General features: G+C 68.7%; 27 protein-coding genes. 13 read left to right on the top strand and 14 right to left on the bottom strand.

Going from position 1 to position 23,089, the window contains the following annotated elements; all coding sequences use genetic code 11:
* Positions 1–7: 7 nt before the first annotated feature.
* Entirely contained in the window at positions 8–505 is a 498-nt protein-coding gene (locus ACFC51_RS32695) for a hypothetical protein (protein WP_376532329.1), read from the bottom strand.
* Positions 506–854: 349 nt separating this feature from the next.
* Between ACFC51_RS32695 and ACFC51_RS32700 the strand changes: the two genes are divergently transcribed.
* Positions 855–1,325, top strand: a complete 471-nt coding sequence (locus ACFC51_RS32700; protein WP_376532331.1) for a hypothetical protein — start codon at positions 855–857, stop codon at positions 1,323–1,325.
* Between the two features lie 106 nt (positions 1,326–1,431).
* On the opposite strand, the gene ACFC51_RS32705 is transcribed toward ACFC51_RS32700, so the two are convergent.
* The gene (locus ACFC51_RS32705; protein ID WP_376532333.1) at positions 1,432–1,749 is read right to left on the bottom strand and encodes a type II toxin-antitoxin system PemK/MazF family toxin; all 318 of its coding nucleotides are present in this window, start codon (positions 1,747–1,749) and stop codon (positions 1,432–1,434) included.
* A complete protein-coding gene (locus ACFC51_RS32710; protein WP_376532335.1) occupies positions 1,746–1,976 on the bottom strand; it encodes a hypothetical protein in 231 nt (76 codons plus the stop codon). The genes ACFC51_RS32705 and ACFC51_RS32710 overlap by 4 nt, the downstream gene beginning before the upstream one ends.
* A 256-nt stretch (positions 1,977–2,232) precedes the next feature.
* Here ACFC51_RS32710 and ACFC51_RS32715 point away from each other — a divergent pair, with 256 nt between their 5' ends.
* Positions 2,233–2,541 carry a helix-turn-helix domain-containing protein gene (locus ACFC51_RS32715; protein WP_376532336.1) on the top strand — a complete coding sequence of 103 codons (309 nt, stop codon included), beginning with the start codon at positions 2,233–2,235 and terminating at the stop codon, positions 2,539–2,541.
* A complete protein-coding gene (locus ACFC51_RS32720; protein ID WP_376532338.1) occupies positions 2,538–3,872 on the top strand; it encodes a helix-turn-helix domain-containing protein in 1,335 nt (444 codons plus the stop codon). Before ACFC51_RS32715 ends, ACFC51_RS32720 begins: the two co-directional genes overlap by 4 nt.
* 40 nt (positions 3,873–3,912) lie before the next feature.
* On the opposite strand, the gene ACFC51_RS32725 is transcribed toward ACFC51_RS32720, so the two are convergent.
* Together ACFC51_RS32725 and ACFC51_RS32730 are read right to left on the bottom strand one after the other, a co-directional pair.
* Complete coding sequence (locus ACFC51_RS32725) at positions 3,913–4,428, bottom strand: hypothetical protein (RefSeq protein WP_376532340.1); 516 nt, start codon at positions 4,426–4,428, stop codon at positions 3,913–3,915.
* A gap of 165 nt (positions 4,429–4,593) precedes the next feature.
* A complete protein-coding gene (locus tag ACFC51_RS32730; RefSeq protein WP_376532342.1) occupies positions 4,594–4,878 on the bottom strand; it encodes a hypothetical protein in 285 nt (94 codons plus the stop codon).
* Between the two features lie 250 nt (positions 4,879–5,128).
* Here ACFC51_RS32730 and ACFC51_RS32735 point away from each other — a divergent pair, with 250 nt between their 5' ends.
* From ACFC51_RS32735 to ACFC51_RS32745, 3 genes are read left to right on the top strand one after another with little or no spacing between them, the layout of a single operon-like run.
* Positions 5,129–5,803: an RNA polymerase sigma factor gene (locus tag ACFC51_RS32735; RefSeq protein WP_376532344.1), complete on the top strand. Its 675-nt coding sequence runs from the start codon at positions 5,129–5,131 to the stop codon at positions 5,801–5,803.
* Positions 5,784–6,176, top strand: coding sequence for a hypothetical protein (locus ACFC51_RS32740; RefSeq protein WP_376532346.1), 393 nt, complete (start codon positions 5,784–5,786; stop codon positions 6,174–6,176). Before ACFC51_RS32735 ends, ACFC51_RS32740 begins: the two co-directional genes overlap by 20 nt.
* A complete protein-coding gene (locus ACFC51_RS32745; RefSeq protein ID WP_376532348.1) occupies positions 6,173–7,765 on the top strand; it encodes a hypothetical protein in 1,593 nt (530 codons plus the stop codon). Before ACFC51_RS32740 ends, ACFC51_RS32745 begins: the two co-directional genes overlap by 4 nt.
* Positions 7,766–7,818: 53 nt before the next feature.
* On the opposite strand, the gene ACFC51_RS32750 is transcribed toward ACFC51_RS32745, so the two are convergent.
* The 4 genes from ACFC51_RS32750 to ACFC51_RS32765 all read right to left on the bottom strand — a co-directional run bounded on the left by ACFC51_RS32750 (position 7,819) and on the right by ACFC51_RS32765 (position 10,867).
* On the bottom strand, positions 7,819–8,271 hold the full coding sequence (locus ACFC51_RS32750) for a single-stranded DNA-binding protein (RefSeq protein WP_376532350.1): 453 nt from the start codon (positions 8,269–8,271) through the stop codon (positions 7,819–7,821).
* Between the two features lie 52 nt (positions 8,272–8,323).
* Positions 8,324–9,370 carry a peptidoglycan-binding protein gene (locus ACFC51_RS32755; RefSeq protein ID WP_376532352.1) on the bottom strand — a complete coding sequence of 349 codons (1,047 nt, stop codon included), beginning with the start codon at positions 9,368–9,370 and terminating at the stop codon, positions 8,324–8,326.
* A gap of 195 nt (positions 9,371–9,565) precedes the next feature.
* Positions 9,566–10,213 (bottom strand): hypothetical protein, encoded by a 648-nt coding sequence (locus tag ACFC51_RS32760; RefSeq protein WP_376532354.1) that lies wholly within the window; start codon positions 10,211–10,213, stop codon positions 9,566–9,568.
* A gap of 21 nt (positions 10,214–10,234) precedes the next feature.
* The gene (locus tag ACFC51_RS32765) at positions 10,235–10,867 is read right to left on the bottom strand and encodes a hypothetical protein (protein WP_376532356.1); all 633 of its coding nucleotides are present in this window, start codon (positions 10,865–10,867) and stop codon (positions 10,235–10,237) included.
* Between the two features lie 427 nt (positions 10,868–11,294).
* On the opposite strand from ACFC51_RS32765, the gene ACFC51_RS32770 reads away from it, so the two are divergent.
* From ACFC51_RS32770 to ACFC51_RS32800, 7 genes are all read left to right on the top strand, one after another.
* Positions 11,295–11,831: a hypothetical protein gene (locus ACFC51_RS32770; protein ID WP_376532358.1), complete on the top strand. Its 537-nt coding sequence runs from the start codon at positions 11,295–11,297 to the stop codon at positions 11,829–11,831.
* A gap of 56 nt (positions 11,832–11,887) precedes the next feature.
* Positions 11,888–12,181, top strand: coding sequence for a hypothetical protein (locus ACFC51_RS32775; protein ID WP_376532360.1), 294 nt, complete (start codon positions 11,888–11,890; stop codon positions 12,179–12,181).
* The gene (locus ACFC51_RS32780; protein WP_376532362.1) at positions 12,178–13,215 is read left to right on the top strand and encodes a hypothetical protein; all 1,038 of its coding nucleotides are present in this window, start codon (positions 12,178–12,180) and stop codon (positions 13,213–13,215) included. The genes ACFC51_RS32775 and ACFC51_RS32780 overlap by 4 nt, the downstream gene beginning before the upstream one ends.
* A gap of 19 nt (positions 13,216–13,234) precedes the next feature.
* The gene (locus tag ACFC51_RS32785; RefSeq protein ID WP_376532364.1) at positions 13,235–14,086 is read left to right on the top strand and encodes an ATP-binding protein; all 852 of its coding nucleotides are present in this window, start codon (positions 13,235–13,237) and stop codon (positions 14,084–14,086) included.
* Positions 14,087–14,238: 152 nt separating this feature from the next.
* On the top strand, positions 14,239–15,477 hold the full coding sequence (locus ACFC51_RS32790) for a DUF2637 domain-containing protein (RefSeq protein WP_376532366.1): 1,239 nt from the start codon (positions 14,239–14,241) through the stop codon (positions 15,475–15,477).
* Positions 15,478–15,555: 78 nt separating this feature from the next.
* Positions 15,556–15,969, top strand: a complete 414-nt coding sequence (locus tag ACFC51_RS32795) for a hypothetical protein (protein WP_376532368.1) — start codon at positions 15,556–15,558, stop codon at positions 15,967–15,969.
* 117 nt (positions 15,970–16,086) lie between these two features.
* On the top strand, positions 16,087–17,763 hold the full coding sequence (locus tag ACFC51_RS32800; RefSeq protein WP_376532370.1) for a hypothetical protein: 1,677 nt from the start codon (positions 16,087–16,089) through the stop codon (positions 17,761–17,763).
* A 757-nt stretch (positions 17,764–18,520) separates the two neighbouring features.
* On the opposite strand, the gene ACFC51_RS32805 is transcribed toward ACFC51_RS32800, so the two are convergent.
* The 5 genes from ACFC51_RS32805 to ACFC51_RS32825 all read right to left on the bottom strand — a co-directional run bounded on the left by ACFC51_RS32805 (position 18,521) and on the right by ACFC51_RS32825 (position 23,031).
* Positions 18,521–19,336: a hypothetical protein gene (locus ACFC51_RS32805; protein ID WP_376532371.1), complete on the bottom strand. Its 816-nt coding sequence runs from the start codon at positions 19,334–19,336 to the stop codon at positions 18,521–18,523.
* A gap of 352 nt (positions 19,337–19,688) precedes the next feature.
* Positions 19,689–20,012 carry a hypothetical protein gene (locus ACFC51_RS32810; RefSeq protein ID WP_376532373.1) on the bottom strand — a complete coding sequence of 108 codons (324 nt, stop codon included), beginning with the start codon at positions 20,010–20,012 and terminating at the stop codon, positions 19,689–19,691.
* A 78-nt stretch (positions 20,013–20,090) separates the two neighbouring features.
* Positions 20,091–20,501: a hypothetical protein gene (locus ACFC51_RS32815; protein WP_376532375.1), complete on the bottom strand. Its 411-nt coding sequence runs from the start codon at positions 20,499–20,501 to the stop codon at positions 20,091–20,093.
* A gap of 104 nt (positions 20,502–20,605) precedes the next feature.
* Positions 20,606–20,788 carry a hypothetical protein gene (locus ACFC51_RS32820; RefSeq protein ID WP_376532376.1) on the bottom strand — a complete coding sequence of 61 codons (183 nt, stop codon included), beginning with the start codon at positions 20,786–20,788 and terminating at the stop codon, positions 20,606–20,608.
* 5 nt (positions 20,789–20,793) lie between these two features.
* Positions 20,794–23,031 carry a hypothetical protein gene (locus ACFC51_RS32825; RefSeq protein WP_376532378.1) on the bottom strand — a complete coding sequence of 746 codons (2,238 nt, stop codon included), beginning with the start codon at positions 23,029–23,031 and terminating at the stop codon, positions 20,794–20,796.
* Between the last annotated feature and the right edge of the window lie 58 nt (positions 23,032–23,089).

Genomic DNA, 23,089 nt, shown 5'->3' on the forward strand with positions numbered 1-23,089 from the left:
CACTGGTCTACTCGTGGGCACCTGTCTCGGCCTCCATCGCCTCGGTCTCCTCGATGCGAGTGGCGAACCGCTGCACGCGGGCCACGCCGGCAGGGGTCAGTTTCCGAACCGTTCGGGCCAGAACGCGAACGGGAGGCGGCAACGGCTCTTGTTCATCACTCAACTTCTGACGTTTCTCGTCCAGGAATCGTTGCACCTCATCGACAACCTTCTCCAACTTGCCCGTATTGAAGGCGTCGAGGGGCAGCTCAAACACCCCGGCAATACGCGAGACCTTGTCCAGACCGGGGCTCTTGATGCGACCCTTCCGCAGCTTGCGGAGGTACTCCTCTGTGATCGAGCCTTCCCCGTACTTCGCGTTGATCGCGTCGGCAATCTCACGGTTGGTGGGCTCGATGAACTGGTCGGGATCCTCGGGGTCTTCGCGGGCTTGGGACTTGATGATCAAGTTCAGGGCTTCGTGGAACGAAGGCACCTTCGGCCGGGCATGGGGGTCAGCGGTCACTGTGGGGTGATCTCTCTTGGCGGGTGGTGAGACCTCCACCTTAACTGGCGCCCACGGATTGTTGGATGATGCCCAGGTTTCACCCGCGAATAGTTTGACGATAGGCCTGTTGACCATCTTTGATGGACCGTGGAACAACACGCTCCGATGCCAAGCGATCACGGCACGTGTGTTCAGAAGCCGCACACACCTGCTGGTCAGCGCCCCCGGAGAGGACATCCGTGCCACCCCGCCTCCATGCCGACGCCGTACGCGTAGCCACGCGGACGGTTCCCCTGACCTGACTCCCCGCATACGCTACGCGTCTCGAACTAGTATTCGAAAACGTGTTCCAACGGAACGGACCCCCGTGACCATCTCCGACGCCACACCGCACAACTGGCCGCCGCGCCCGCCCTTCACCGGCGAGAGCGACGCTGCGCCCTACCTGCTCGGCGTCGAGAGCAGCGTCGACTTCGCGATCGGCCCCGAGGCCTCCCCGATAGAGGCGATGGAGCGCGCCGGCGCGATGGCAGCCCTGTCTCTGCCCACGTTCCTCGCGGGCGTGGCCGGAGCCGAGGAGACGAGCGGAGCGGTGCAGGCGGTTCTCACGGAGTTGGTGGACGTCACCGCCCGGCACAAGGCCGGGCTCGACCTGGTCGCCCGCCTGGTGTTCGACGGCACGCACGTCACCGTGTCGGTGGGAGACATGGACTGCCCACTGCCCGCCCCGGAGGAAGAGCCGGGCCTGTACCTGGTGCACCGCATGGCGTCAGACGTCGGCCAGTACGCAGGCGACAACGGCGGCCGGGTCACCTGGGCCGCGGTCACCGCAGCCTGAAACGTAACAACGCCCCGGCCCGGACTCGGGCGGAGGCGTGCGGCATGAGGTCGAGGCTTAGCGCCGGTTTTCGTTCCGATGTTCCTCAACCCCCGGGTACTGCCGGCTACAGGTCGAGAACGGCGCGGACGGCGCGCTCCACTCGCTCCATGTCGGTGCGGGAGAGGTAGCCCAAGCACTTGCCCTCTTCGAACCGCTGCGGCCGGAACTGGTGGATGTCAGGGGCCATGACCACACCGCGAACTGGCTCGTCGATCGGCACTGTGACGAGGGTGTCCAGGGCGTCCTGGCTCTCCTGGACGAGCGCACAGACAATGCCGCCCGGGTGCAGCCGGATCACGGCGTTGTTCTCGAGGACCACAACGGTCCGCTCCCGGCCCACGGTGGGCACACGCCACACCGCCCCCCGCTGGATTTCGCTCACGCCGCGGCCTCGATGTCTGCTTCGGCAGCCGCGAACGCGTCGTCAGCAACGTCCTGACGCCGAAGGCGCGCGTACTCCAGCATGGCGTCCTTGATGAGCTTCTCTTCCAGGGCCTGCTCCACGAAAGCGGAGAAGTTCTCACCACTGGCGAGCTTCGCCCGAGCTTCAAGGTCACGGGGCAGCGTGATGCTGACCTTGCTCCTCGCGGGCGTCCGGGGTGTCGTCATGACAACCATCCTACCGTTCGGATGACGCAGGTGTAAGGTGTGATCGCCGACACTGAAAGTAGCGGCAGACATGCAGAAGGGGCATCAACCTGGCCCGGTTGACGCCCCATCTTCCTACCCGGTTCCTCACCAAAGGGGGTAGGGACTGCTTGGCACCGAGCATACAGGCTGCTCGGCGCGGACCATTGGTTCCGCGCGAGTCTGTGATATTCGAGATGTCCAGTTCCTGCCTCTCTGTACGACAGAGAGAGATGCCATGAGCTCCACACTCACGATCCGCGCGCTCAACGCGTCCGCCGATCTCCGGCCCACCGAGCGCCTGCTTCTGGTCTTCCTCGCCGACGATGCGGACCCCGATGGCGTCGCGTACCCAAGCATCAGCCGTCTCGCGAGCCGGGCGAACATCAGCACCTCGACCGTGACGTCCTCGATGAGCCGTCTGGGAGAGCTCGGCCTGATTCAGCGGCACCAGTCCCGGACCCCTTCCGGCGCCTCTGCGCCCAGCGTCTGGAACCTGACCCTGGGCACGTCGGTCGGAGACGGTGGCCCGGAGGCGCGGGCGTGACCATCAAGCACATCGCGATGGTGCTTGAGGCCGAAGGGCTCGACGGGGCGGAGAAGCTGCTGCTCATCGCCTACTGCAACCGGACCGACGATCACGGGTACTGCTGGCCCGGCCAGCAGCGCCTGGCCGACGACTGCGGCACGTCTATTGCAACGGTCAAGCGGGTCAAGAAGAAGCTGGTCGAGAAGAAGCTGATCGCGTCTCAACGGCGCCTCGACCCGAAAACGGGCGAGCCCATCACCAACCTCACGCGCGTGAACATTGAGCTCCTCGAGTCCATGCGGCGACCGCCGCGGAGCTACGACGACAACGTCATCGAGCAGATCACGTTTGCCGCAGACGTCCCCAGGCCGACCAAGAAGAAGAAGGCCCCCAAGACACCGAAAGAGGGCTCTGACCAGGTGAAGGCTCAAGATGAGCCCGACCCTGTGGACAACACCGAACAGGGCTCTGACCAGGTGAGGGCTCAAGTTGAGCCCGGGGCTGGGCTCAACTTGAGCCCAGCCCCGGATCAAGTTGAGCCGGGGAGTGGGGTCAAGTTGAGCCCAGCCCCGGATCAGGTTGATCCCCTAACCCTCAGCCACCCACCAGAGAACCCTCAGAGAACCGTCCATCCCTCCGTAGGTTCCAAGTCCGCAGGCCATAGAGCGGAGGACGGCACGGACGGCAAGGAAGCCGATCCCTCCGTCGAGAAGAAGCAGCAGTACGTCGTCCAGCGGACGGAAGGCGTGGATCTCCTTCTGTGCATCGGGCAACGCCGGCAGGAGCTGTTGCTGACGGGGAAAGTCCTTGCCGACCAGGGGCTCATGATCGACGGTTTGCTGGCCTCGGGCTGGGATCCTGACCATCTGGTGACGGCTCTTCTGCGGCCGCTGCCTGAGGACACCAGGTCGGTGGGTGCAGTAATGGCAAGCCGGGTGCGCGACCTGGTCGCGACTCCTGTGCCGCGGGACGTGCAGATGCCGACTCCGCGGGGCGGGGGGAACGGCACTGCGGACTGGGAGCAGTACGAGCAGTCGAAGGCTCAGCAGTTTCCGGCCGTGCCCGACCGTGAGCCTCACCTGGCTTCGGGCGCGTTCCACGGTTCCGCGGCCGCGCGCTGGGAGAACTGTGCCGACTGTGATCTGCCGATCTTCACGCCAACCGCCACGGACATCTGTGCCAAGTGCCTTGGCTGGCCGCTGTGCGAGGACTGCAACCGGCGGGTCGCTCCCGGAGAGCCCTGCAGCAGGTGCTTCAAGGTCCCGTCGCAGATTCAGTTCGAAGTCTGCGAGCAGCACGGGGACCGGTTCATCAAAGGCACTGGGTGCTATCAGTGCTCAGTGCCCTGATGTAGCTGACGGCCTGTCCTGGCGATGCCAGGGCGGGCCGCTAAGCGCTGCGTAGGCGGCTTGCTGTGCCGGCTGTGGTCTCGGCCCAGTCGCGGTCCGTGTACCAGCCGACGGGCAGTCCGTCGTGGCCGTCGACGACGGCGAAGGGGGCGGGTTTGCCCTTGTAGACCATGCCGTCCTCTGGGCGGTAGGCGACGGTGAAGCGGTCTTCGGGGATGTCGTCGCTGCCGATGTGTGCGAAGAGTTCGGCGAGGTGGGCGGTGTTCGCCTCGGTGGCCGGCGGTGGGGGAGTGGGGCGTCGGCCGGTGGGGGGTGGGGGCAGGTCAGCGGGGGTCACGCCGAGTTCCTGCAGGGTCTTGGGCATGATGCACATGTGCCGGGAGACGATGTACTGGTTCTGCTCCTCGACGGTGCCGAGTTCCCTGTGGCCCAGGCGGACGTAGCCCTGGAGCAGGACCTCGAGGGCCAGCTCCTCGGCGTGCTTGTCGCCTTGCTGCCGGGCCGCGCGGATCTGTTCCACCAGTGGGGCGTACGTCGCGGCAAATGAGTCGGACACGGGGGGCTCCTACCCACGTCGAACGTCAGGATCGGCCACGCTACTCCCCATCGAGACCATTGCGGATAACGGGCCAGGGCGAGCCCCTCTTCTTGGTGCTTTTCGCGCGCACAGCCCATGCGCCTGGCGGCGCGGCTGATAAGGAGGAAGGGGTGCCCTGGCCCGTTATCCAAATGATCTGACGGGCGGGGCTGCGGCCGGCGCGCGCAGCTCCTCGACGACCCGCATCACGTAGAACCCGAGCCGATCGGGCTCTCGCCTCGTACGCAGGAGACCACGGCGCTTGCCTGTGCGGATGACCAGCCGCAGGGTTTCACGAGGCAGCCCCACATCTTCCACATGCGCGGCCGCGGCCGCCGCCGGGATCCACTGCTCGTACGGGAAGCTCATCAGGGCCGCGTCGATACCTACAGCGGAAACAGGCGCGGCGGACGCGGGCGAGAACGGCACCGGGAACTCCTCATTCGTGGTGGGGCGCCCGCCGGATGCTCCACCGACGGTCGCCTGAAGTCGGCAGATTACAGTAGACCGATATGAATCTTCTATCGGTCATACGTGCGAAGCCTGACCGGAGATGGGCAGTGACTGGCGGAAGATGGCCGGATATGCTTCGTTCGCGCCATAGCGGAAGACGATCCTCCTTTCCTGGCCTCCGAACCGCACGCCGGGCGCGCAGACGGCACATGGGGGGCACCACGCCGTGATCGACAGCACCGCAACGATCGACCAGCTCATCGCACGCGCAGCAGGGGGCGACGAGGAAGCGCTCAGCGCGCTCTACGCGCGTCTGAACGGGGTCGTCTACAGCTGGGTCCGCCAGTACGTACGAGACCAGCACATCGCCGAGGACCTCGCCCAGGAGGTCTGGGTCAAGGTCGCGCAGAACGTGGCGCGTTACCGGCCGGGGACCAACCCCGTGGGCTGGCTGATGACCATCACCCGCAACACCGCCCTGGACTACCTGCGCACCGTCCAGCGGCGCCCCACCGAGATCCTCGAACCCGACGACCTGCAGCTCGACCGGCCCCGTCCGGGGCTCAGCGTCCACCAGCAGACCGAACGCCGGCAGCTCGCCGAAGCCGTCGCCCTGCACATGAGCAAGCTGAAGCCGGATCAGCGCACGTGCCTGCGCCTGCGTTTCTTCGACGGGCTGGATCCGGCGCATACTGCTGAGCTCATGGGCAAGACTCAGGGGGCCGTGCGCACCCTGACGGTACGGTCACTGCGCCGCCTTGCCGAGGTGCTTCCGGTCGGGGATTCCTCCGCCGACCTGGTTGAGGAGCTGCTGACCATCGCAGTGGGCAAGGGAAGAGTTGTCGGTGTACGGGTCGAAACCACACAGGAAAGGGCCTCTCATGCTGCGACGACGCGCTGACCAGGCATCCGAGCGCATCGAGCGGGCACTCGAAGGCGGCCCGATCCCCCACGACAACGACACCCGCCTTGCCCTGGCGGCCGCCGGCGCCTTGATGTCCGGCCACGCCCGCAACCCGGCCCGGGTCCAGAGCACGCACGACGCGATGATGCAGGCCTTCCGACGGACCTTGAATCCGCTGGAGAGCCGCGACAACGCCGGCAGCGACGACGGCCTGGAGGAGACCGAGCTCCATCGCGAGGAGGTCGCACTCCCCGGAGGCGGTCAGATCGTGATCTCCGACCTCGAGGAGATCACGCCCGAGCGCCTGGAAGCGACCACCCAGATGATGGCCGAGATACTGGCCCGCCGGGCAAGGGACCTACAGAGTTGAGCAACCGCAAACCCGACGAGCTCGACATCGTCGTCGGCAACTTCCCCGCCGACGCCTCGCTCATGAACCACAACGGAGTCCGCACGCTCTTCATGCGGCCGCAGTCGTTCAGCAGCGCGGTACGCCACGTCCAGAACGTGCTGCCCGGTATCCCCTTCGACGCCGCGCAGGAGATGATCCGTGCGTTCCCGGAGTTCAAGGACTTCGACGACCTGCTCGGGCTGAGCAACCCCGCACCGCCGAGCGTGGAACGGCCTCCCGTGGAGCCGCCCCGCGACGTCGCCAGGAGCGGCGCTCAGCGCAATTGGCGCCGCAACGCCGCCCTCGTCGCCGCCCTGATCCCCGCGCTTGCCGTGAGCTGGGGCGCCGGCTGGTACATGAACGGGTCCGACGCCGAGGCACCCACACCGAAGGCCAGCGCCCCGGACACCGCGGCGCACGACGCGACCGGCACCGCCGCGGCCCCGTTCAACGACTCCAAGTTCGAGTACTTCTCCGGATCCAGCCAGATCGAGTGCTCCCCGACGAGCACGCTCGAGGCGGAGTGCACCGACTCCGACGGCATGGTGATGTCCACCAAGGCCGCGACCGGGCCGGACAGCACCATCTTCACTTTCTCCTACGGGCCCGAGCGCATCGGCCTGCGGATCTTCTACGACACCGAGTACGCCACCACATGGGCGCGGCAGGACGGGACCCAGGAGCTCTACCCGAACCTGCGGCAGCACGGCCGGTACATCCTGTGGGGCACCGACCCGTCGCGGATCCAGGAGTACATGAGCCTGCTGCAGGACGCGGACCAGGCCGGGCCGACAACGACAGCGCTGGGGGCCAAGCCTCTTCCTCCGCGGCTGGCCGCCCTCACCCTGGGGACGCTCGGGCTGAACGACGCCGAAGTAACCCAGATCATGGCGCGCCCAGCCATGGCGACGACCGACGCTCCCGCCGTCCTTGCCGCACGCCTTGTGCTGGGCCTGGACAGTGCTCCAGCGTCGGCCGGGCATGCCGGCGACGACATCGTGGCGCTCGCAGCGGGGATAGAGCCGAACTTCCCGCAGAACGGCACCAACGCGGTCGAGGTGGGGACCACGACGGTTCCGGCCGGCACGGGCTCCACTCCAGCGGATGGCGGCAGCACGACGCCGACACCTCCCGCCACCACACCGTCGACGGACACGAAGGCACCCACGCCTTCGCCCACCCCGACGGCCCCGCCTCCCGTGGTCACGCCCCCGGTTGTCGATCCGGTGACCTCGCCACCGAGCGAGCCGCAGACACCGGGCACCGTCACCCCGCCCGTCGAGGAGACGCCGACGCCGACCGACCCCCCAGCCGAGGAACCGCCGCCCGTCGAGGAGACCCCGGCGCCGGTCGACCCGCCCGTCGAGGAGACCCCGGCGCCGACCAACCCCCCAACCGAGGAACCGCCGCCGGTCGAACCACCTCTCGAGGAGACCCCGGCGCCGGTCGACTCGCCGGTCGAGGAGTCTTCCGCGCCCCCCGTGGGAGATTCCTCGACCGACACCGGGGGCCAGGACCAGGGCGACGAGCTGCTCATCCTGGACTCGGCCTGGACAGTGGCCGCCTGAACAACGCGTAGGGCCCCGGACTTCGGTCCGGGGCCCTACGCGTGCGGAGGCGATCAGAACGGCGGTTCGTCCGCCGGGGGAGTCGTTGCCCACGTGTCGTCGGCGGTGGGACGCTGCCCGCCGGCGGGACGCCGCGCCCCGCCGTTGGTCTTCGTCACCTTCGCCGTGGCGTTGCGCAGGCTCGGGCCGACTTCCTCGACGTCCAGTTCGTACACGGTGCGCTTGACGCCGTCACGGTCCTCGTAGGACCGCTGCTTGAGGCGGCCCTGGACGATGACGCGCATGCCTCGCTGGAGGGACTCCGCGACGTTCTCCGCCGCCTGGCGCCAGACCGAGCAGGTGAGGAACAGACCGTCGCCGTCCTTCCACTCGTTGGTCTGCCGGTCGAAGATGCGCGGCGTGGAGGCAACGCGGAACTTCGCGACCGCCGCACCGGAGGGGGTGAAGCGGAGCTCGGGGTCGTCGACCAGGTTGCCGACGACGGTGATGACGGTCTCGCCTGCCACGGGAAGGCCTTTCGAGGAGGGGCCGGCCCGCGTGCGCAGGCCGGCCGGGGGGTCAGGAGAACAGGAGCGCCCAGGTCTTCGGCCCGGGGATGCCGTCGGCGTCACCTGCGAGCGACTTGTGCGCGAGCTGGAAGGCGCGGACGTTCTTACGGTCCGCGTCCGACCACATCGGGCCCGGACCGCTGGTGTAGTGCTTTCCGTAGCCCTTGCGGACGAGCTGCTGGCCGAGCAGGGTGACGGCCGAGTTGGTCTTGCCGGGGCCGAACTTGTTCTCGCCCGGGAACGGCGGGGCGGGCTTCGCCTTGCTGGGCAGGGTGCCGAGCAGCTTCTTGAGCGAGGTCTCCCCGGGTACGCCGTCGGCGTCCTTGCCGCTGAAGCCGAGGGACTTCTGGTAGTCGGTCATGTTGCGCGTGTCGGCGTCCGTCCACGTCGGGCCCGGACCGCTGGTGTAGTGCTTGCCGAACCCGGCCTCCACCAGCGCCTTGCCAACCCTGGTGATGTGGCTGCCCTTGGCGCCGTACCCGTACGTCAGGCCGTTGATGGTGACCTGGTAGCGGGCGACGCCGAACCCGGAGCCGGCGCTCGGAACGGAGCCGCCCGGGTCCGGGGCTTCCGCGTAGTCGCCGGCGGGCATGCCCGCCTGGACCCACGCGTACAGCTTTGCGCCGGGGCACGCGGTGGCGAACCCGTCCTTGTGGCCCTTCTTCGACAGGTTCCGGCCGGTCTTCCTGCAGGCCTCGTCATACAGAGCGCGGCACGCGGCCAGGGCCTTCGCACTGGGCTGCTGGCCGCCGCCGACGGCGATCTGAACGGCGATGCCGGTGATGTTGTGGTTCGGGCAGTGGGCGCCCTGCAGGCCCCACCCGCGGCCCTCGTAGATATTGCCCGCCTGGTCGACGACGAAGTTGTAGCCAACGCCGGACCATCCTTGCCCCAGGTGCTCGGCCTCGATCGCGCGCATGATGGCGTACCCGGTGCGCGAGATCGGGGTGCCGCCGTCGTAGTGGACGAAGAACTCGGTGCGCTGGCTCAGCGCGACAGTGTCCGGGTCGCCGTTCCAGGGCGTAGCGCCCCAGGCGGCGCGAGAGATGATCTTCATAGGGGTGTTGCCCTCCGCTGCAGGTGGTCAGGGAGGGGCACCGTGCAGGGCAGGGAGGGCTAACGTCGCGCCGTGAAAACGGGCGACGGCCCCGGCGGTGGTCGGGGCCGTCTACGTGGGCCCGTAATGCCTGGGGCCGTCGGAGGGCCTCAGCGGCCTGGCGTGTACGTCCTGCGATGTGCCGGTTGTAGCCAGTCAGCCCACGACCTCGGCGTCTACGACGTTGCCGTCCTCGAGCTCCAGCGGCGGGTACTCAACCGAGTTCAGGGTTCGGTCGAGACGCTCCGCGAGCGCGGACATGTCGACGCTCTCGTCTTCCTGGGCTGCGCGCCCACCATCGAGTCCGGTGATCTCCACCGCGATGGTCGCGTCCTTGCCGTAGTGCTCCCGGTGCTGGCGCTCGAGGTACCAGGCATCGGCCCTCCAGTCCGGCGGAGTGCGGTCCTCTGTCGTCTCCTCGACGATTTCGCCGGTGACAGGGTCGCGGAACTTTCGGGTGGTGACCTTGGTGACGATCCCGCCGTCCGCGACCCGGCGGATGTTCGCCATGGCACGTGCGGCCGCGGTGGCACGCGCGGTGCGCACCCGTGCGTAGAGGGCGGCGTACTCCTCCTCTTCGGGGTCGGGGGCTTCGCCGTCCTCGCGGGCCTCCACCTCGGCGCGGCCGCGGGCCATCCATGACAGGAAGCTGGAGCGGGACACCCCGGCCATCTCGGCGGCCAGCTCGACGGCAACCCCCGTACGGGAGGCCGTGACGAGGCGCGCCTCGATCTCTTCGGAGAGCAGGCGTGGGCGTCCGCGGCCGGTGTTCTGCGGCCGGCGTGCCTTGCGTCGGGTCGACATGGACGTACCTCTGCGGCTCGGTCAGCGGCCGCTGAACATGTGTCCGCAGGCCGGGCAAGTGGTGTGGGCGGAGCGGCCCTCGTCGTCGGCGCTGAGGCCGTCACCGGAGTTGCCGTCGTCGGGCAGGTGCAGGAGAGGCGGTTCGTTCTCGCGGATGCCGCCGGGCAGTGTCTCGGGATCGACCTGGCCGAGCATGCGGTCGATCTCGTCGTGAGGGATGGCCAGGGAGTCGAACAGGTCCGCGTCGCCCGTGGCGAGGTCCTCGAGGATCGCAGCGAACTCGCGCGGATCCCACCCGCCCTCTCCGGGGAGCCTGTTGAGCTTGATGGCCAGGGCTTCGGCTTCGGCGTCGCTCTTCGACGACCCGCCGCGCAGCACGGGGACGAGCCAGCCGCCGTCCTCGTCGATGACGATGCCACTGGGGGCGCGCATCCCGCGGACCTGCATCTCGATGAGGGCCTCCCTGCGGCCGTGGCCGTGAAGCGTCTTCTGAGTGCGTTCGTCGACGACCGGGATCTCCACCAGGCCGTGCATGTCGATCGACGCGATGATGAGCTCGAGAGCGTGGCGCTTGGGGTTGCGGTCCGCCGGCTGGAGGTCGGTGAGCGGCACGTAGCCGATGAAGCGCGGGGGCCTGGCGATCGTTTCGGTCACGGCTGGTGCGGTCCTCTCCCATGCGTCGGTGTCCGGCGACGGGTCAGGGCTGCGAGCCCGCGGACTCGAACCGCGGCACCCCGCCTCGCAAGCAGGGCATGCCGTCATGGCCGTCCCTCACCCGCCGCCGGTCCGGCCCTGCCCGCTTTCCGGATGAGGCGGGGCCGGGATTCCGTGGCTCCCGGCGACGTCGCCGGATGCTGCGGAACCGGAGCGGAACGTAGGTCGAAACACGCCTAACGTCGCCCCCTCCCAGGGGATTTACATTGGTGTACTGTTCTTACTGGCTGGGAGAGCAACTCAGCTACCTGGGCCTAGGTGTAACAAATTTCGGCGGCTGACGTACTCCATACGACGCCCCGAGACACCCCGCCCGGGACAACCACGAACCTGGGCACTGGCGTCCGGGGAAGAGAGGGACACTCAGATGTCGAACGAGCAGCTGTCGAAGCCACCGCAGTCACTCCCGAACGCGCCGATCACTCTGCGGGGCGGCGTCGGGAAAGCTCCCGCGGCCGACGGTTACGTTGCGTCTCGTCTGTCCCACCTTGTCCTTGAGGTCGCCGACCAAGAGGTAGGCCGGTTCGAGTTCAGCGCCAGTGGCGACCGGTTCGAAATCGACGACATGTCGGCGTTCGAGTCCTTCGCTGAGGACCAGGGCAAACTCGAAGTGGTTCTCGCGCCCGATCCTGAGTGGACGCAAGCGATCTTGAAGTACGCCGGCGTGAACCCGACGACGGGCGACATCTTCGACACTCGAAGCGGCCAGAGCGTCCCCGGGCTCAGGTTCGTATCCGGGGGACTGCCGACCGGTGTGGTGCGCTGGGTGTGGAGCAGCGCCGATGAGGAACTGGCCGGTGAGGGTGCGCTTCTGCGCGCGTACTACCGCGGCGACCTGGACGCTCTGATGCAGGCCACGCAGGACTCGGCGGCAGGGATGAAGTCCGCGACCGAAGACGCCTGAGTCGACCGCCCGAGTCCGGCCGGTCACGGCTGGGCCCCTCTCCAGGGACTGCACCTATGAACTCCGCGAGTGACACGCTCGACCAAGAGCTTGCCAGTGGCATATCCGATCGCGCCTTCCGGCTTTACTGTGCCGCCGTCCTGCGCAGTAGGAGCGAGTGGACCAGCATCTCCGTGCTGGCGGCCCAGTGCGGGCTCAGGCCGTACCAGGCCCGCCAGCCTGTCGCCGAGCTCCACGCGGCCGGCCTGCTGGAGAAGCGTTGCAAGTACAGCACCAAACAGGGCGGCGGCCGCGAGAAAAGCACGCTGTTCAGACTCCGTGACGACACCCCCAGTGAGGCCTCCGCATGAGCCGCCTGTCCAGCCCCAGCGGAGTCAGGGTCAACAGGCCGTACTTCGTGCCCGTGGACTCCCGGACCGTCCGCGACACCAGCCTCACCTACCGGGCGCTGGGCCTGCTGACGTACCTCCTGGACCAGAAGGAGGGGTGGCAGGTCCGTTCCGACCAACTCTCCAAGGGGGAGGGCCGGGAGGGACGCGAAGCCATCCGCACCGCGCTGCGTGAACTGGCGCGACGCGGCTACTACCGCCTGGAGCGCCGCCGCTTCCGAAGCGGGCAGTGCGCCATGGGCACCGCCGTCTCCGTCATCCCCATCGAGCAGTGGGTGAAGGACTACGAGGTGTTCGGCACCGGCAAGAACCCTGCCGTCCCCGTGGTCGAGCAGGAGGACGGTTCGTTCCTGGTGGAGTACCCCGACGGGACCTTCGGCAGCGACGGTTTCACGGCCGACCCCGCAGACGAGGAGCCCTCCGCGGACCTCGGCCCCGAGCCGGAGGAGGAGCCGGAGCCTGTGACCGCCCCGTCGAAGCCGGAGCCGCCGGCCCCGGCGAAGCCCGCGCCGAAGCCCCGCACCCGCCGGACGGCGGAGCAGAAGCGGGCCGACGACGAGGCGAAGGCGGCCGAGGCTGAGAAGAAGGCCGCGATGAAGAAGGCCCTGGACGACGCTGCTGAGGAAGTCGCCAAATGGTGGTGGGCGCACGCAGATAGGCACCTTGGGGCGTACGTGGGCCAGAAGAAGGGCTACGTCGCCATGCGCTCTCAGGTCCGTTCAGCCCTTGAGGCGGGCTACACACAGAAGGACTGTGGTCGGGCGCTGCAGACGGCTGAGAAGCACTGGCCCAGCGCTCAGCAATGGCAGCACGCCCTTGGGGTCGTCACCAAGAACATTCAGCCGTCGCAGCCCTTCGGCCGCGTCGCGTACAGCGACGCCGCCACCTGGGGTGTCCCCGACAAGGGCTCATCGTCCCTGCCGGGTGCTTCCCAGACCACGCCCAGCGTCGACGACGACGCCGACGACGCCACGTTCGGCGTCCTCCCCAACTGATCTGTAAGGAGCGCGACCCATGTCAGTGACCACACCCAGCAGGCCCCCGGCGCGAGGACTGAACGCGCTCAGCGACCTCAGTGCCCACGTCGTTGCCGTCATGGAGCGAGGCGGCGCCGACATCGCACAGCTCGGAGTACCCGCCCAACCGGCTTCGGAAGACGGGCTGTGGGAGGACCTGGCGGTGCCGAAGGCTCGCGCAGCACGCAACGCCTGGCGGAACAGCATGCTCGATGCGGCGCACGACGAGTACCTGGATTTCAGGTTCCCGAGTCTCGTACCGGGTGCGATTGCCCCGGCCGGAGAGCGGTGGCTTGAGCCGAACCAGAAGCCGAACACCATGAGGAACTGGCTTGGCTCCCTGCTCGAGGCGAAGAAGCAGAAGGCCCGGCCCGAGGTCTTGAACATGATCGTGCCGGGCAACATCGGGACGGGGAAGACGGCCGCCATCTGCGCCCTGGGCAACGAGGCGGCCGCCGCAGGGCTCTCCACCCTGTACGTCAAGCACGCGACCTACCTGACGTACCGGCGGCCCAACTCGGCGCCACACAACCTGAGCGTCCACGACGTCCGGAGGATGTTCGTGTCGTGCGAGCTGCTGATCCTCGACGAGCTTTGTGGCGAGATGGACACGACGGCCACCGAAGCAGCCCGCAGGGAGACCGTGGACCTGATCGACTCCCGCCTCGCAGCCGGCCGACCGACCGCCTTCTCCACCAACCTGAAAAGCCGAAGCGAACCGGGCAGCGGCACCATCGGCGTGGTCGACGTCCTCGGCGAGCGGCTGCTGTCCCGGCTCGAGGCCCGCGCGCACCTGGTGAAGATCCTGGGCGAGGACCGGCGGAAGCCCGCCAAGCCTCTCGACTGGTGACCGCGGTGCCGAAACGTCCCGTATGTGCAGTGGCTGACGGGACGTAAGGGGCCGGTTCAGGCACAGGAGGCGGAAGACGCTATATCGTTTGGTCGACCTGGAAGGCCACGAGCATAAGCCGACCAGTGAACCCGAACGAGAGGAAAGGTGTCTTGAAGCCGTCGTTGAATCTGACCCGCGGGGGCCGCGACCCGGTGACCGTCCACGACTCCGGCGTCCCTCCGCTGAGCAAGTGGGAGGGGCGCGGAGCTGCCGTTACCGCGCTCGGCGGAGTCGGCGTCGGAGGGCTCGGTTTCTACGCGTCGTTCGACGCCGTGTCCGCCAAGGCTGAGACCTGGGGGTTCGACGACCCCTGGGTCCTGCCCGCAGCCATCGACTCGGCGATCCCCGTCTTCACCGGCGCCAACCTCTTCCTGATCCGGATGGGCATGCCGCTCGGCTGGGTTCGGTTCGTGCCCTGGGTGCTGAGCCTGATCACCTGCGCCCTGAACGTGGCGGCCGGCGACACGCTGTGGGCGAAGGTCGCCCACGGCTCCATGTCGCTGCTCTGGGTCGCGGTCTCCGAGATCGCCGCTCACATCTACGCCGTCCGGATCGGCGCCGCCACCGGCCGCAAGCGCATGGAGAAGGTGCGTTGGTCCCGCTGGCTGCTCTCGCCGGCGCCCACGTTCCTGCTGTGGCGTCGCATGAAGCTGTGGGAGCTGACGTCGTACGAGCAGGTCCTGGGGCTCGAGCAGGACCGGATCGTCTACATGGCGCAGCTCCGCGGGAAGTTCGGGCGGAACTGGCGGCGGAAGGCGCCCGTCGCCTCGCTGATCCCGCTACGTCTCGCGCGTACCGGCATCCCGTTGAAGGAGACGGGCGCATCCGGTCTGACTGCTGCGGGCATCAACCCCGCGGGCATCTTCGAATTTCCGGCGGGCCCGCCCGCCGCCGAGCTGTCAGCCCTCCCGGCTTCCGCTCCGACCCCTGCCCCCGCTCTGCCTCCTGCCCCGTCTCCGCAGCCGCCGGCCGCCGTCCCTCTGTCGGCGCCGTCGGTTCCCGCGGCCGTCGCCAAGGCGCGCCCGGTCACAGCCACTGTGCCCGCCCGGGCGCAGCCGCGGCCGCAGGGACAGCGGATCATCCCGCCGTGGAGTACCGAGAGTGAGCTGTACGTCATCATCAAGGACATTCTCGACAACGGGCACCGTGAAGTGTTCGAACCGGGCGGTGGGCTGACTGGCGCTGAGATTGCCAGCGTGCTCGGCCAAACCGACGGCAACGGGCGCAAGGTTCGTCAGCGCCTCATCAAGACGTACGCGGCCGAGCGCGGCGTTGCGCTGCCTGCGAGGGCGAGCATCGACGACGTCTTCGCCGCGTTCGCTCATCCGCTGACGCCAGTCAGCCCGTAAGGCATATTGCCCCTACCCGCACGACGCGGCGGGCCCCCTCCATGGGGTGCCCGCCGCCCCCATGATCGGACCCTCACCATGACACCGGAGATCCTGGCCCGGATCGTCACCGCCCGCGGTATGCGCGACCTCTCCGACGCCGCCCGGAACGCTCTCGCGAAGACGTCGGACACCATCAGCCCGGCCGAGCGGATCGAGCAGGCCCGCGAGCTCCGGCAGATGGCCAACGCCATCGTCGACCTGGTCGTCCTCGGCGAGGCCTTGGGCGGCGCGTCGTGGGAGGAGATCACTCAGGCCCTGAACCGTCGAGATCCCGGATCAGTGGCGGGGGAGTACGAAGACGCAGTCGCCGAGTGGCAGGCCATGCCCGAGGACGAACGGCAGGCAGCAGCCGAGGGAGCCGAATACCTCGACGCCTGGTACGCCCGGCACCGCGAGGACATCGACCCGGCCGTGGAACGCCCCGTCGGGGATCTGCGCAACAGGCGTTGAACTGCCCCACCAGCGGGGTAGAATAGTACACCGATGTCAAAGGCGAGAGGTTAAGGCCTCCGCTGTCGCATCCTCCGCGGGAGAGCAACCCGGGGAACCACGAACGAAGGAACGCCCATGCCTGGCCCCACTACGCCCATGCGCGAGCGCAGATCCCGTAAGCCCACCGGCCGCCCCAACCCACCCATCGTTCTCCTCGCCGGGCCGGAGATGACCGGGAAGGGGCACGAGGCCGCCGTGGGCACCGCGTCCGACCTCGTCGCGACGACGTACTGGGTGCAGGTCGGCGGCATCTCCGGCACGGCCGACTACTACGGCCAGATCGACGGCGCCCGGTACGAAATCGTCGACCACGACGGATCCTTCGACGACATCCTGGATGCGCTCCGCTGGGCTATCTCGCAGCCCCCCGCCGAAGACGGCAGGAGGAACATGGTCGTCATCGACGACGTCTCCTCCGTCTGGGACCTGCTGGGCGACGAGGTGGCACACATCAGCCGCAAGCGCGCTGAGCGCCGTGCCCAGTCCAACGGCCAGCGCACCGCCCGCCTTGACGACCCGTACGTCGACGAGGAGCGCGACCTGTGGGGCCACGCCAAGGACCGATGGGGCGAGATGCTGTGGCTTCTGCGCCGGCACAACGGGCCCACGCTGCTGATCGCCCGCCAGGAGATCATCACCGCGTACGAGAGCGACAAGCCCACACGGCACCACACCCGCCGGATCAAGGCGGAGAAGAACATCCGGGCGGCCGTCGACGCGGTGGTCGAGTTCCACGCGGTGGGCGAGGCCTACGTGACCGGCATGCACGCCATGCCCACCCACTTCAAAATTCAGCCTGGGTGGACCTACCGGTACGAGGGTGTCGACACGCTGCTGCGGCAGCTCGGCTACGAGGACGCGGCCGAGAGCCGCGCGGTCACCGAGGCCCGACCCTGCGCCTACCTGGGTGAGCGGCCCCTCATCGCCCAACCGTCCAGCCCGCAGCAACAGCAGCAGGCCCCCGCCTCTCAGGCGCCGCAGCACCCGGCGCTGACTGATGACGACGCTGCTGCGCTGATCAGGAAGGCTCTGGAGGACGAGCACAACCCCGAGTCCTGCCTTCGCGCCATCCGTGAGGAGTGGGGCTCGCGCAATCTGCAGGGCCTGGTCATCAACACCCCCTGGGGAAGGATGAACGCGGACGCTGCGATCACCCGGTCCCTCCAGACCACCAAGGAGCTCGCCAAGAAGAAGTTGAAGGAGGATGCCGGAGACGGCCAGCCGAAGATCCCGGTTCCCGAGAACGGCATCGCCCCGACCCACCAGGCCGAGCAGGATCAGGCACAACAGCACCACGAGGACCAGGCCGACGAGAGCCAGGAAACTGAGGAGCCCCCGCCGCCGGACCCCGAAGCCGACACCCCGCCGCCGCCCGGCGAAACGCCGGAGGACACCAGCGCCGCCGAGGAGCCGCAGGACATTCCCACGGCCGCGGCCGCCAAGCCTCGGCCGAGCGCCGCAGACCGGAAGAAGGCCATCGCCACGAAGGCACTGAACGAGGAGGCGGACGTTCAGGCCCGACTGCTGATGCTCACAAAGAGTGAGCACCTCAAGTCAATCTCCGAGGACGGAGATCCGCCCATGACACGGCTCCGGGACTACCTCGTGAAACAGCGGCCGGCACTCATTGCGCAGCTTGAAGCGGAAGGGCACACGGAGCTCGCTGCCGAGTACCGGAAGGCTCCGGCAGTGCAAACGCAGATCCGGCGGATGTTCGAGCCGTACTTCAACAGCGTGCCGAGCGGGAGCTGACGTGACGTGAGGCGGCGCGCGCCCGGCTCCGTCGGGCGCGCTCTCGGTAGGCGCGCCTTCCCCGCGTGGATCACGTCACCTCACCTTGACAGCGCGCCGGCGCGGTCGTCCGCCAGCATCCGAAGAGCACGCCGATCCGCGGAGCGCGCCCGATCCACTGATCCGTCCAGGCGCGCCCCAGGGCCAAGGCGCGCCTTCGCAAGCGCGCCCAGGCGCGATCCGATCCGGGGCGCGCCTCAACGGACCGCGCCGTGCGCCGATCCAGGCGCGCCCTTTCACCGCGCCGCGCCACACGATTGGAGCGATCCGTGGGCGCGCCCGGATCGGTGTCGCGGCGCGCGCGCTCGGATCGCGCGCCTGATCGGAGCGATCCCATGGCGCGGCGCGCGCCGCCGCGCCCAGGCAGGCGCGCCTCGCCTGGCGCGCGCGCCGTCCGACGGCGCACCCTGCCCCTGACCTGCTGGTTTCTATTGGGCGCGCCGCGCGCGCAGGGTCGGCGCGCCCCGCGTGGATCGGTCGCGCGCCTGATCGGATCGGCGCGGGAAGTCCTGCTCGGCGCGCTGCTGGGGGCGCGCCGTCAACGGATCGGTGGCACGCGCCCGACCGCGCGGGAACGGCGCGCACTGATGTCCACGGGGCGATCTGCGGATCGCTCCGCGCGCCGTGGATCGCTCCGATCGGCAGCGCGCCCTGACATGACGAAGGGCGCGCCATCAGGCGCGCCCTCGAGCGATCCGCGATCCGTGTGGAGCGCGCCTTACCGCGCGCCCTGCCCGGCCCGGCGGAGATCGCGCCGGTCCCGACGAACTGCCGCGCCCGCCGCGCGGCCCTCGCCCCGGACCTGGTGCCGCAGTTTGGACAGCTCCTCGGGGTGGGCCTGTCCCAGCAGACGGAGCGCCTGGAGCCGGATGTTCGGCTCGCTCGGCATACGCCCCTGACGCGCTTCGGCGTACTGGAGGGCGTAGCGGAGGAACCGGGCCTCGGACTGCACCCGCCGGCGGAAGAGGTCAACGCGCCGCTCTCGAGCCGTACGGCTCTCGCCGGGATCCGTGGGCAGGAAGCGGGATGGTTCCTCGAACATCAGCTTGCACAGCTCCGCCCCCCGGGCGGCTACTCTCGGTGAGCGAAGTGCGAGGGCTTCGACCCGCGGGGCCGTGGGCGCGGGGACGGGTTCGTCGAGGATGAAGGCCGCCCACCGGCCGGTGAACGCCTCGTCGTCGAGCGCGGCCAGTTTCTTCGCGTGTTCGTGGGCCAGGTCGTCGACGACGTCCTGGAACGGCCCGGTGGCTGCCTTGATTCGCTCTCGCCACGGCACGATGCGGGCTTGCTGCTCCCTCTTGCTCTCCCCGTCCCGGCGGGGATTGAAGGACTTCGCTTGCTTGATGGCCGTCTCTAGGGCCTCGAGCGTGCGTGCGGCGAGGCGAGGGTCTTCGAGTGCCGCTCCCTGGACGTCCCGCGGTACACGGTTGTCGCTAGCTCCCATGACGTACGCAACAACTGTCTTCACGAACGCGTCGTCGCCGACCTGGGACAGACGTTTGATCTCGGCCGTGACGCGCTGAGCGTCAGCCATGGGTGTACCTCCGGTGCGGGCGTGACCCGTGCTCTCGGGCCAGGGCATGGTGCGGTGCCTGCTGAAACAGGGTGAGGTGACCGTACGGGCCGCGAACAACGTGTGCCGGATCATCGCAGGAGCAACCACTCCCCGGCCCCGAGTGCTCGGCGCGCTACGCGCCCTCTACGCACCCGGTTACTCGATTCCATCTGGCCAGGGCCACCACGGGCGGAGGACTCCCCTCTTGCGAGGGTGGTGTCTACGCCACTAGACCCGGACCGAAATCTCAACGCACTTGTCGCGGCCGCGATACGGCCACCTCGCTGGAGATGGTACCCGCCGGCGGAGGACCGACTGGGCGCCCCTGGTCCTATTCGGCCTGCTGAGGCGTCTTCCGCGTCGTGATGGCCTCGAGCCACGGGGCCAGCTTGGACGGCTTCCACACGAGGTCGTAGCTCGTCTGCGAAGCCACCAGGACGCCGAGGATCGTGGCGGTGGTGAGCTGACCGTGCTGGAACTGGGCCCAGCCGCCGTCCGCCGCCACGGCGACGACGCCGGCGAACAATGCGGCGAGCACCGCGACGACCTTCTTGTACTTCGCGGACCAGGCGGGCCGCTGTACGACTGCGGTGAGCAGCGGGAGCACGGTGCCTACCTGGGCACCGGTTGAGAGGGAGTCGACGAGCGTGGTCATGAGGTCCTGCCCTTCATGCGAGGTTGCGTGACGGGCGGACTGTGCGCGGCGGCCGCGGCTTGCGTCGCGCACTGGAGCTCAGTGGCCGGGGCCCTCGGCCAGGTCCTCGGCGATCTCGCGCGGCGGTGCGGGGACCGGGCGGTCGTACAGCTTGGCGACCAGGGTGCGGAGCTGGTGGATGTAGTCGACCGCGGCGGCCTTCCACCGGCGCCACTGCCGTTGCTCCTCCTCAAGGCGCTCGACCCTGCTCTCGAGGGTGGTGACCCGCTCGAGGGTCTGGGCGTTCGTGGCCCGCGACTGCTCGAGGAGCTTGGTGAACCCGTCGGTGACGGTCTGCACGCTGGCGACGAACGTGGTGGCCTCTTGGCCCTGGGCGTCGGCCTCGGTCTTGCGGTTGGTTCCTCGGTACACCAGCCACGCCCCGCCCAGCACGCCGAACATGCCGAAGAGGGGGGTGAAGGCAGGCGCCAGAGAGGTGAGCCACTCCACGGGGCGCCTCCTCGGGTTCTCGGTAGTCAGTGGGTGCGCGGGAGCCGGGGCCGAAACCCGCGGCTCCCCGCAGCACGGACCATGCAGGAGCCGGGGGGTTTACGTCACGGCGTGGCCGGGACGATGTCGCTGACCAGGGAGGAGCAGCCGGCGCAGGTGGCTGCCCACACGGGCTCGCCGGCGTTGGGGTACATCCGCACCTGGAACGGTTCGTTTTCGTAGAGGCAGTCCGGTGTACGGCAGGTGACGATCATCAGGGCGGACGTCGGTTCAATTTCGGTACTCATGGTGGTTATCCCGTCGCAATCGCTATGTAGTCGACACTGGTGAGGGCGCTGTTGTCTCTGGTGAGCCACACGGTCAGGGTCCTGGGGGTGGGGTCGGTGATCCCGACGCCCTTCACGCTGGTTCCGGGCACGGTCGTGAACGGCGTGGCCACCGCGTAGATGTCCGCCGCACTGGGCGGGAGACCCAGACCGGTGACGGTCATGGAGGTAGGGACGTTCGCCACGGGGGTGATGCGGACGCGCCCCGTCGAGATGTTTTCCGCATTCAGGTAGCCGCCGATCCTGACGGTTCCCCGGCCGCCGAAGGCAGGGTTGGCGGATCCGATGACGATCTTGTCGGCGGCAAGGTTGGCCGTGGACTTGGCGCCGTCGGCAGAGAGCGACAGGCGGGGGCGGCCGCCCCAGTTCGTGCCGGCCGGGTCGGGGCCCTGAATGACGAAGGCCTGCATGCCTTCGTCGTCGACGTTGGATGAGATCTCGGCCGACAGCTTGTTCGCTGCGTTGAAGAAGCGCAGCAGGCCGGTCGAGCCCGAGTTCGTGACGACGACGCGGTCGCCGAGAGCGGCGGTCTGCACGATTGCGCCGGTGATCGTCTTTCCGTTGAGGGCGTCGGCATCGATCTTCTCCGCCGTGATCGCTCCGGCCTTGATGTGCGTGGCTTCGATCGCCCCCGCCGCGACCTTCGTGGCTGTCACGGAGTTGACCGCGAGCTTCTCGGCTGTCACCGACAGGGCCGACAGCTTGTCCGTCGTGATGGCGAGCGAAGCGATCTTCTCGGCGGTGACGGCCAAGGCGAGCAGTTTCTCGGTGGTGACCGCGCCGGCCAGAATCTCCACGGCCGTGACGGAGTCGGCCTTCAACTCGCGGGCGCCGATCGCGTCCGCAGCGATCTTTCCCGCAGTGACAGAGTCGGTGGCAAGCGCCGCGGTGGTGACGGAACCTGCGACGAAGTTCGTTGAGTCGACGATCCCGGTTTTCAGGACCTCGATCGTCACCGCGTCCACTTCCATGACGCCGGTGACGCCAGCCGATCCGCTGCCGAAGTTCAGGTAGAGGAGCGGGCTGATGAACCGGGTGTTGGCGTGCATGACGCCCGGCGCCCGCGGGTCCGGTGCCGGTACGGCGGTGCCGTTCACGCCCGCGGCCGCGCGGCCGCGGAGATAGCCGACGTACGTCACCCACCCGCTGGCAACGGGCTGCGGTGTGGCGGACGCAGCCACGTAGTGCCCGCTGCTGGCGGTGTTCGCGCCGGTGCGGCTGACGAGCGTGACACCGTCGGCCGCGATGCCGAGCGCGCCGATGTAGAGGGTGTCTGTCCCTGCTGATGAGGCGACGGTGGTCCTGACCCGGGCCGCGATCCGGTAGAGGACGTCCGGGTCGTACGGAACCTGCACCGTGCCGCGCACCGTGGCGTATCCGGTTGCTCGTGCCACTGTCTTGCCCGTGGGTGCGTCCGGGATGTCGCTCAGGTGCTGCCATTGCGCCCCGGCCGGCTTCGTGATGACCGACCAGGTGGCAGCGTCTCCCATCGCGTCGACGTATCGCTGGGTGACGCCGTCGGCCAGGGCGCCGCCGAGGGCGTTCATCGTCACGGCACCCTGGGCGAGAGCCGACTTGCCGACGGCGCCGAGGGCGATCTTCGCCGCAGTGACAGCGTCCTGGGCGAGCTTGATCTCGGTGATGATGCCGTCGATCAGGTCCGGTGAGACGGCCTGGCGGGCGGCGCTCTGGGTGGCGGCGCTGGGCGGACCCTCGATCGCCGCGGTGTTCGTCGCGACCAAGCGCACCCAGACCTGGGTGTACCCGTCGACGGCGACCGTCGCGGATCCGCCGAGCGGGGCGCTGATCGTCGACGCGAGGCTGCTCAGGTCGGGGGTGAAGTCCGCCCCTGCTCCGCTGACGTGGATCTGGATGGTGGCGTAGTCGGCGGGGGTGATGTCGGAGTCCGCCCATTTTCCGTCCCACGTCACGACGAGGCCGGCGAGTGTGGGCTCGACTGTGGGGGCGGTGGGGGTGGGCGGGGGGTCGGAGTTCACGGCGACCAGGGCGACGGTGCCGTCGCTCTGCATGCCGAGGGACGCGCGCAGGTTCCCCTCGTCGTCGAAGACGTCCAGGCTTCCGGACTCGATGGACGCGTTCGTGAGGGGGTTGGAGCCTTCCAGGGCGGCGACCCGGGCTTCCAGGTCCCGCAGGTAGGACGCGAAGGCCTTCGACGTCTCCCGCTCGTCCAGGTTGAACCCCACGGTCCCGCTCCTTGCTGCTCCTTGTGGTCAGGGGCGGCAGAGTGCGGGGCCGTGGCGC

The organism is Streptomyces sp. NPDC055962 (genome assembly GCF_042270185.1).
In the GTDB taxonomy this organism is placed as follows: domain Bacteria; phylum Actinomycetota; class Actinomycetes; order Streptomycetales; family Streptomycetaceae; genus Streptomyces.

Excerpts from the sequence above, each read along its gene's own strand:
- ACFC51_RS32710 (WP_376532335.1), bottom strand. The coding sequence starts at position 1,976 with ATGACGACACCCCGGACGCCCGCGAGGAGCAAGGTCAGCATCACGCTG.
- ACFC51_RS32715 (WP_376532336.1), top strand. The coding sequence starts at position 2,233 with ATGAGCTCCACACTCACGATCCGCGCGCTCAACGCGTCCGCCGATCTC.
- ACFC51_RS32740 (WP_376532346.1), top strand. The coding sequence starts at position 5,784 with ATGCTGCGACGACGCGCTGACCAGGCATCCGAGCGCATCGAGCGGGCA.
- ACFC51_RS32755 (WP_376532352.1), bottom strand. The coding sequence starts at position 9,370 with ATGAAGATCATCTCTCGCGCCGCCTGGGGCGCTACGCCCTGGAACGGC.
- ACFC51_RS32760 (WP_376532354.1), bottom strand. The coding sequence starts at position 10,213 with ATGTCGACCCGACGCAAGGCACGCCGGCCGCAGAACACCGGCCGCGGA.
- ACFC51_RS32770 (WP_376532358.1), top strand. The coding sequence starts at position 11,295 with ATGTCGAACGAGCAGCTGTCGAAGCCACCGCAGTCACTCCCGAACGCG.
- ACFC51_RS32775 (WP_376532360.1), top strand. The coding sequence starts at position 11,888 with ATGAACTCCGCGAGTGACACGCTCGACCAAGAGCTTGCCAGTGGCATA.
- ACFC51_RS32780 (WP_376532362.1), top strand. The coding sequence starts at position 12,178 with ATGAGCCGCCTGTCCAGCCCCAGCGGAGTCAGGGTCAACAGGCCGTAC.
- ACFC51_RS32785 (WP_376532364.1), top strand. The coding sequence starts at position 13,235 with ATGTCAGTGACCACACCCAGCAGGCCCCCGGCGCGAGGACTGAACGCG.
- ACFC51_RS32795 (WP_376532368.1), top strand. The coding sequence starts at position 15,556 with ATGACACCGGAGATCCTGGCCCGGATCGTCACCGCCCGCGGTATGCGC.
- ACFC51_RS32800 (WP_376532370.1), top strand. The coding sequence starts at position 16,087 with ATGCCTGGCCCCACTACGCCCATGCGCGAGCGCAGATCCCGTAAGCCC.
- ACFC51_RS32805 (WP_376532371.1), bottom strand. The coding sequence starts at position 19,336 with ATGGCTGACGCTCAGCGCGTCACGGCCGAGATCAAACGTCTGTCCCAG.
- ACFC51_RS32810 (WP_376532373.1), bottom strand. The coding sequence starts at position 20,012 with ATGACCACGCTCGTCGACTCCCTCTCAACCGGTGCCCAGGTAGGCACC.
- ACFC51_RS32820 (WP_376532376.1), bottom strand. The coding sequence starts at position 20,788 with ATGAGTACCGAAATTGAACCGACGTCCGCCCTGATGATCGTCACCTGC.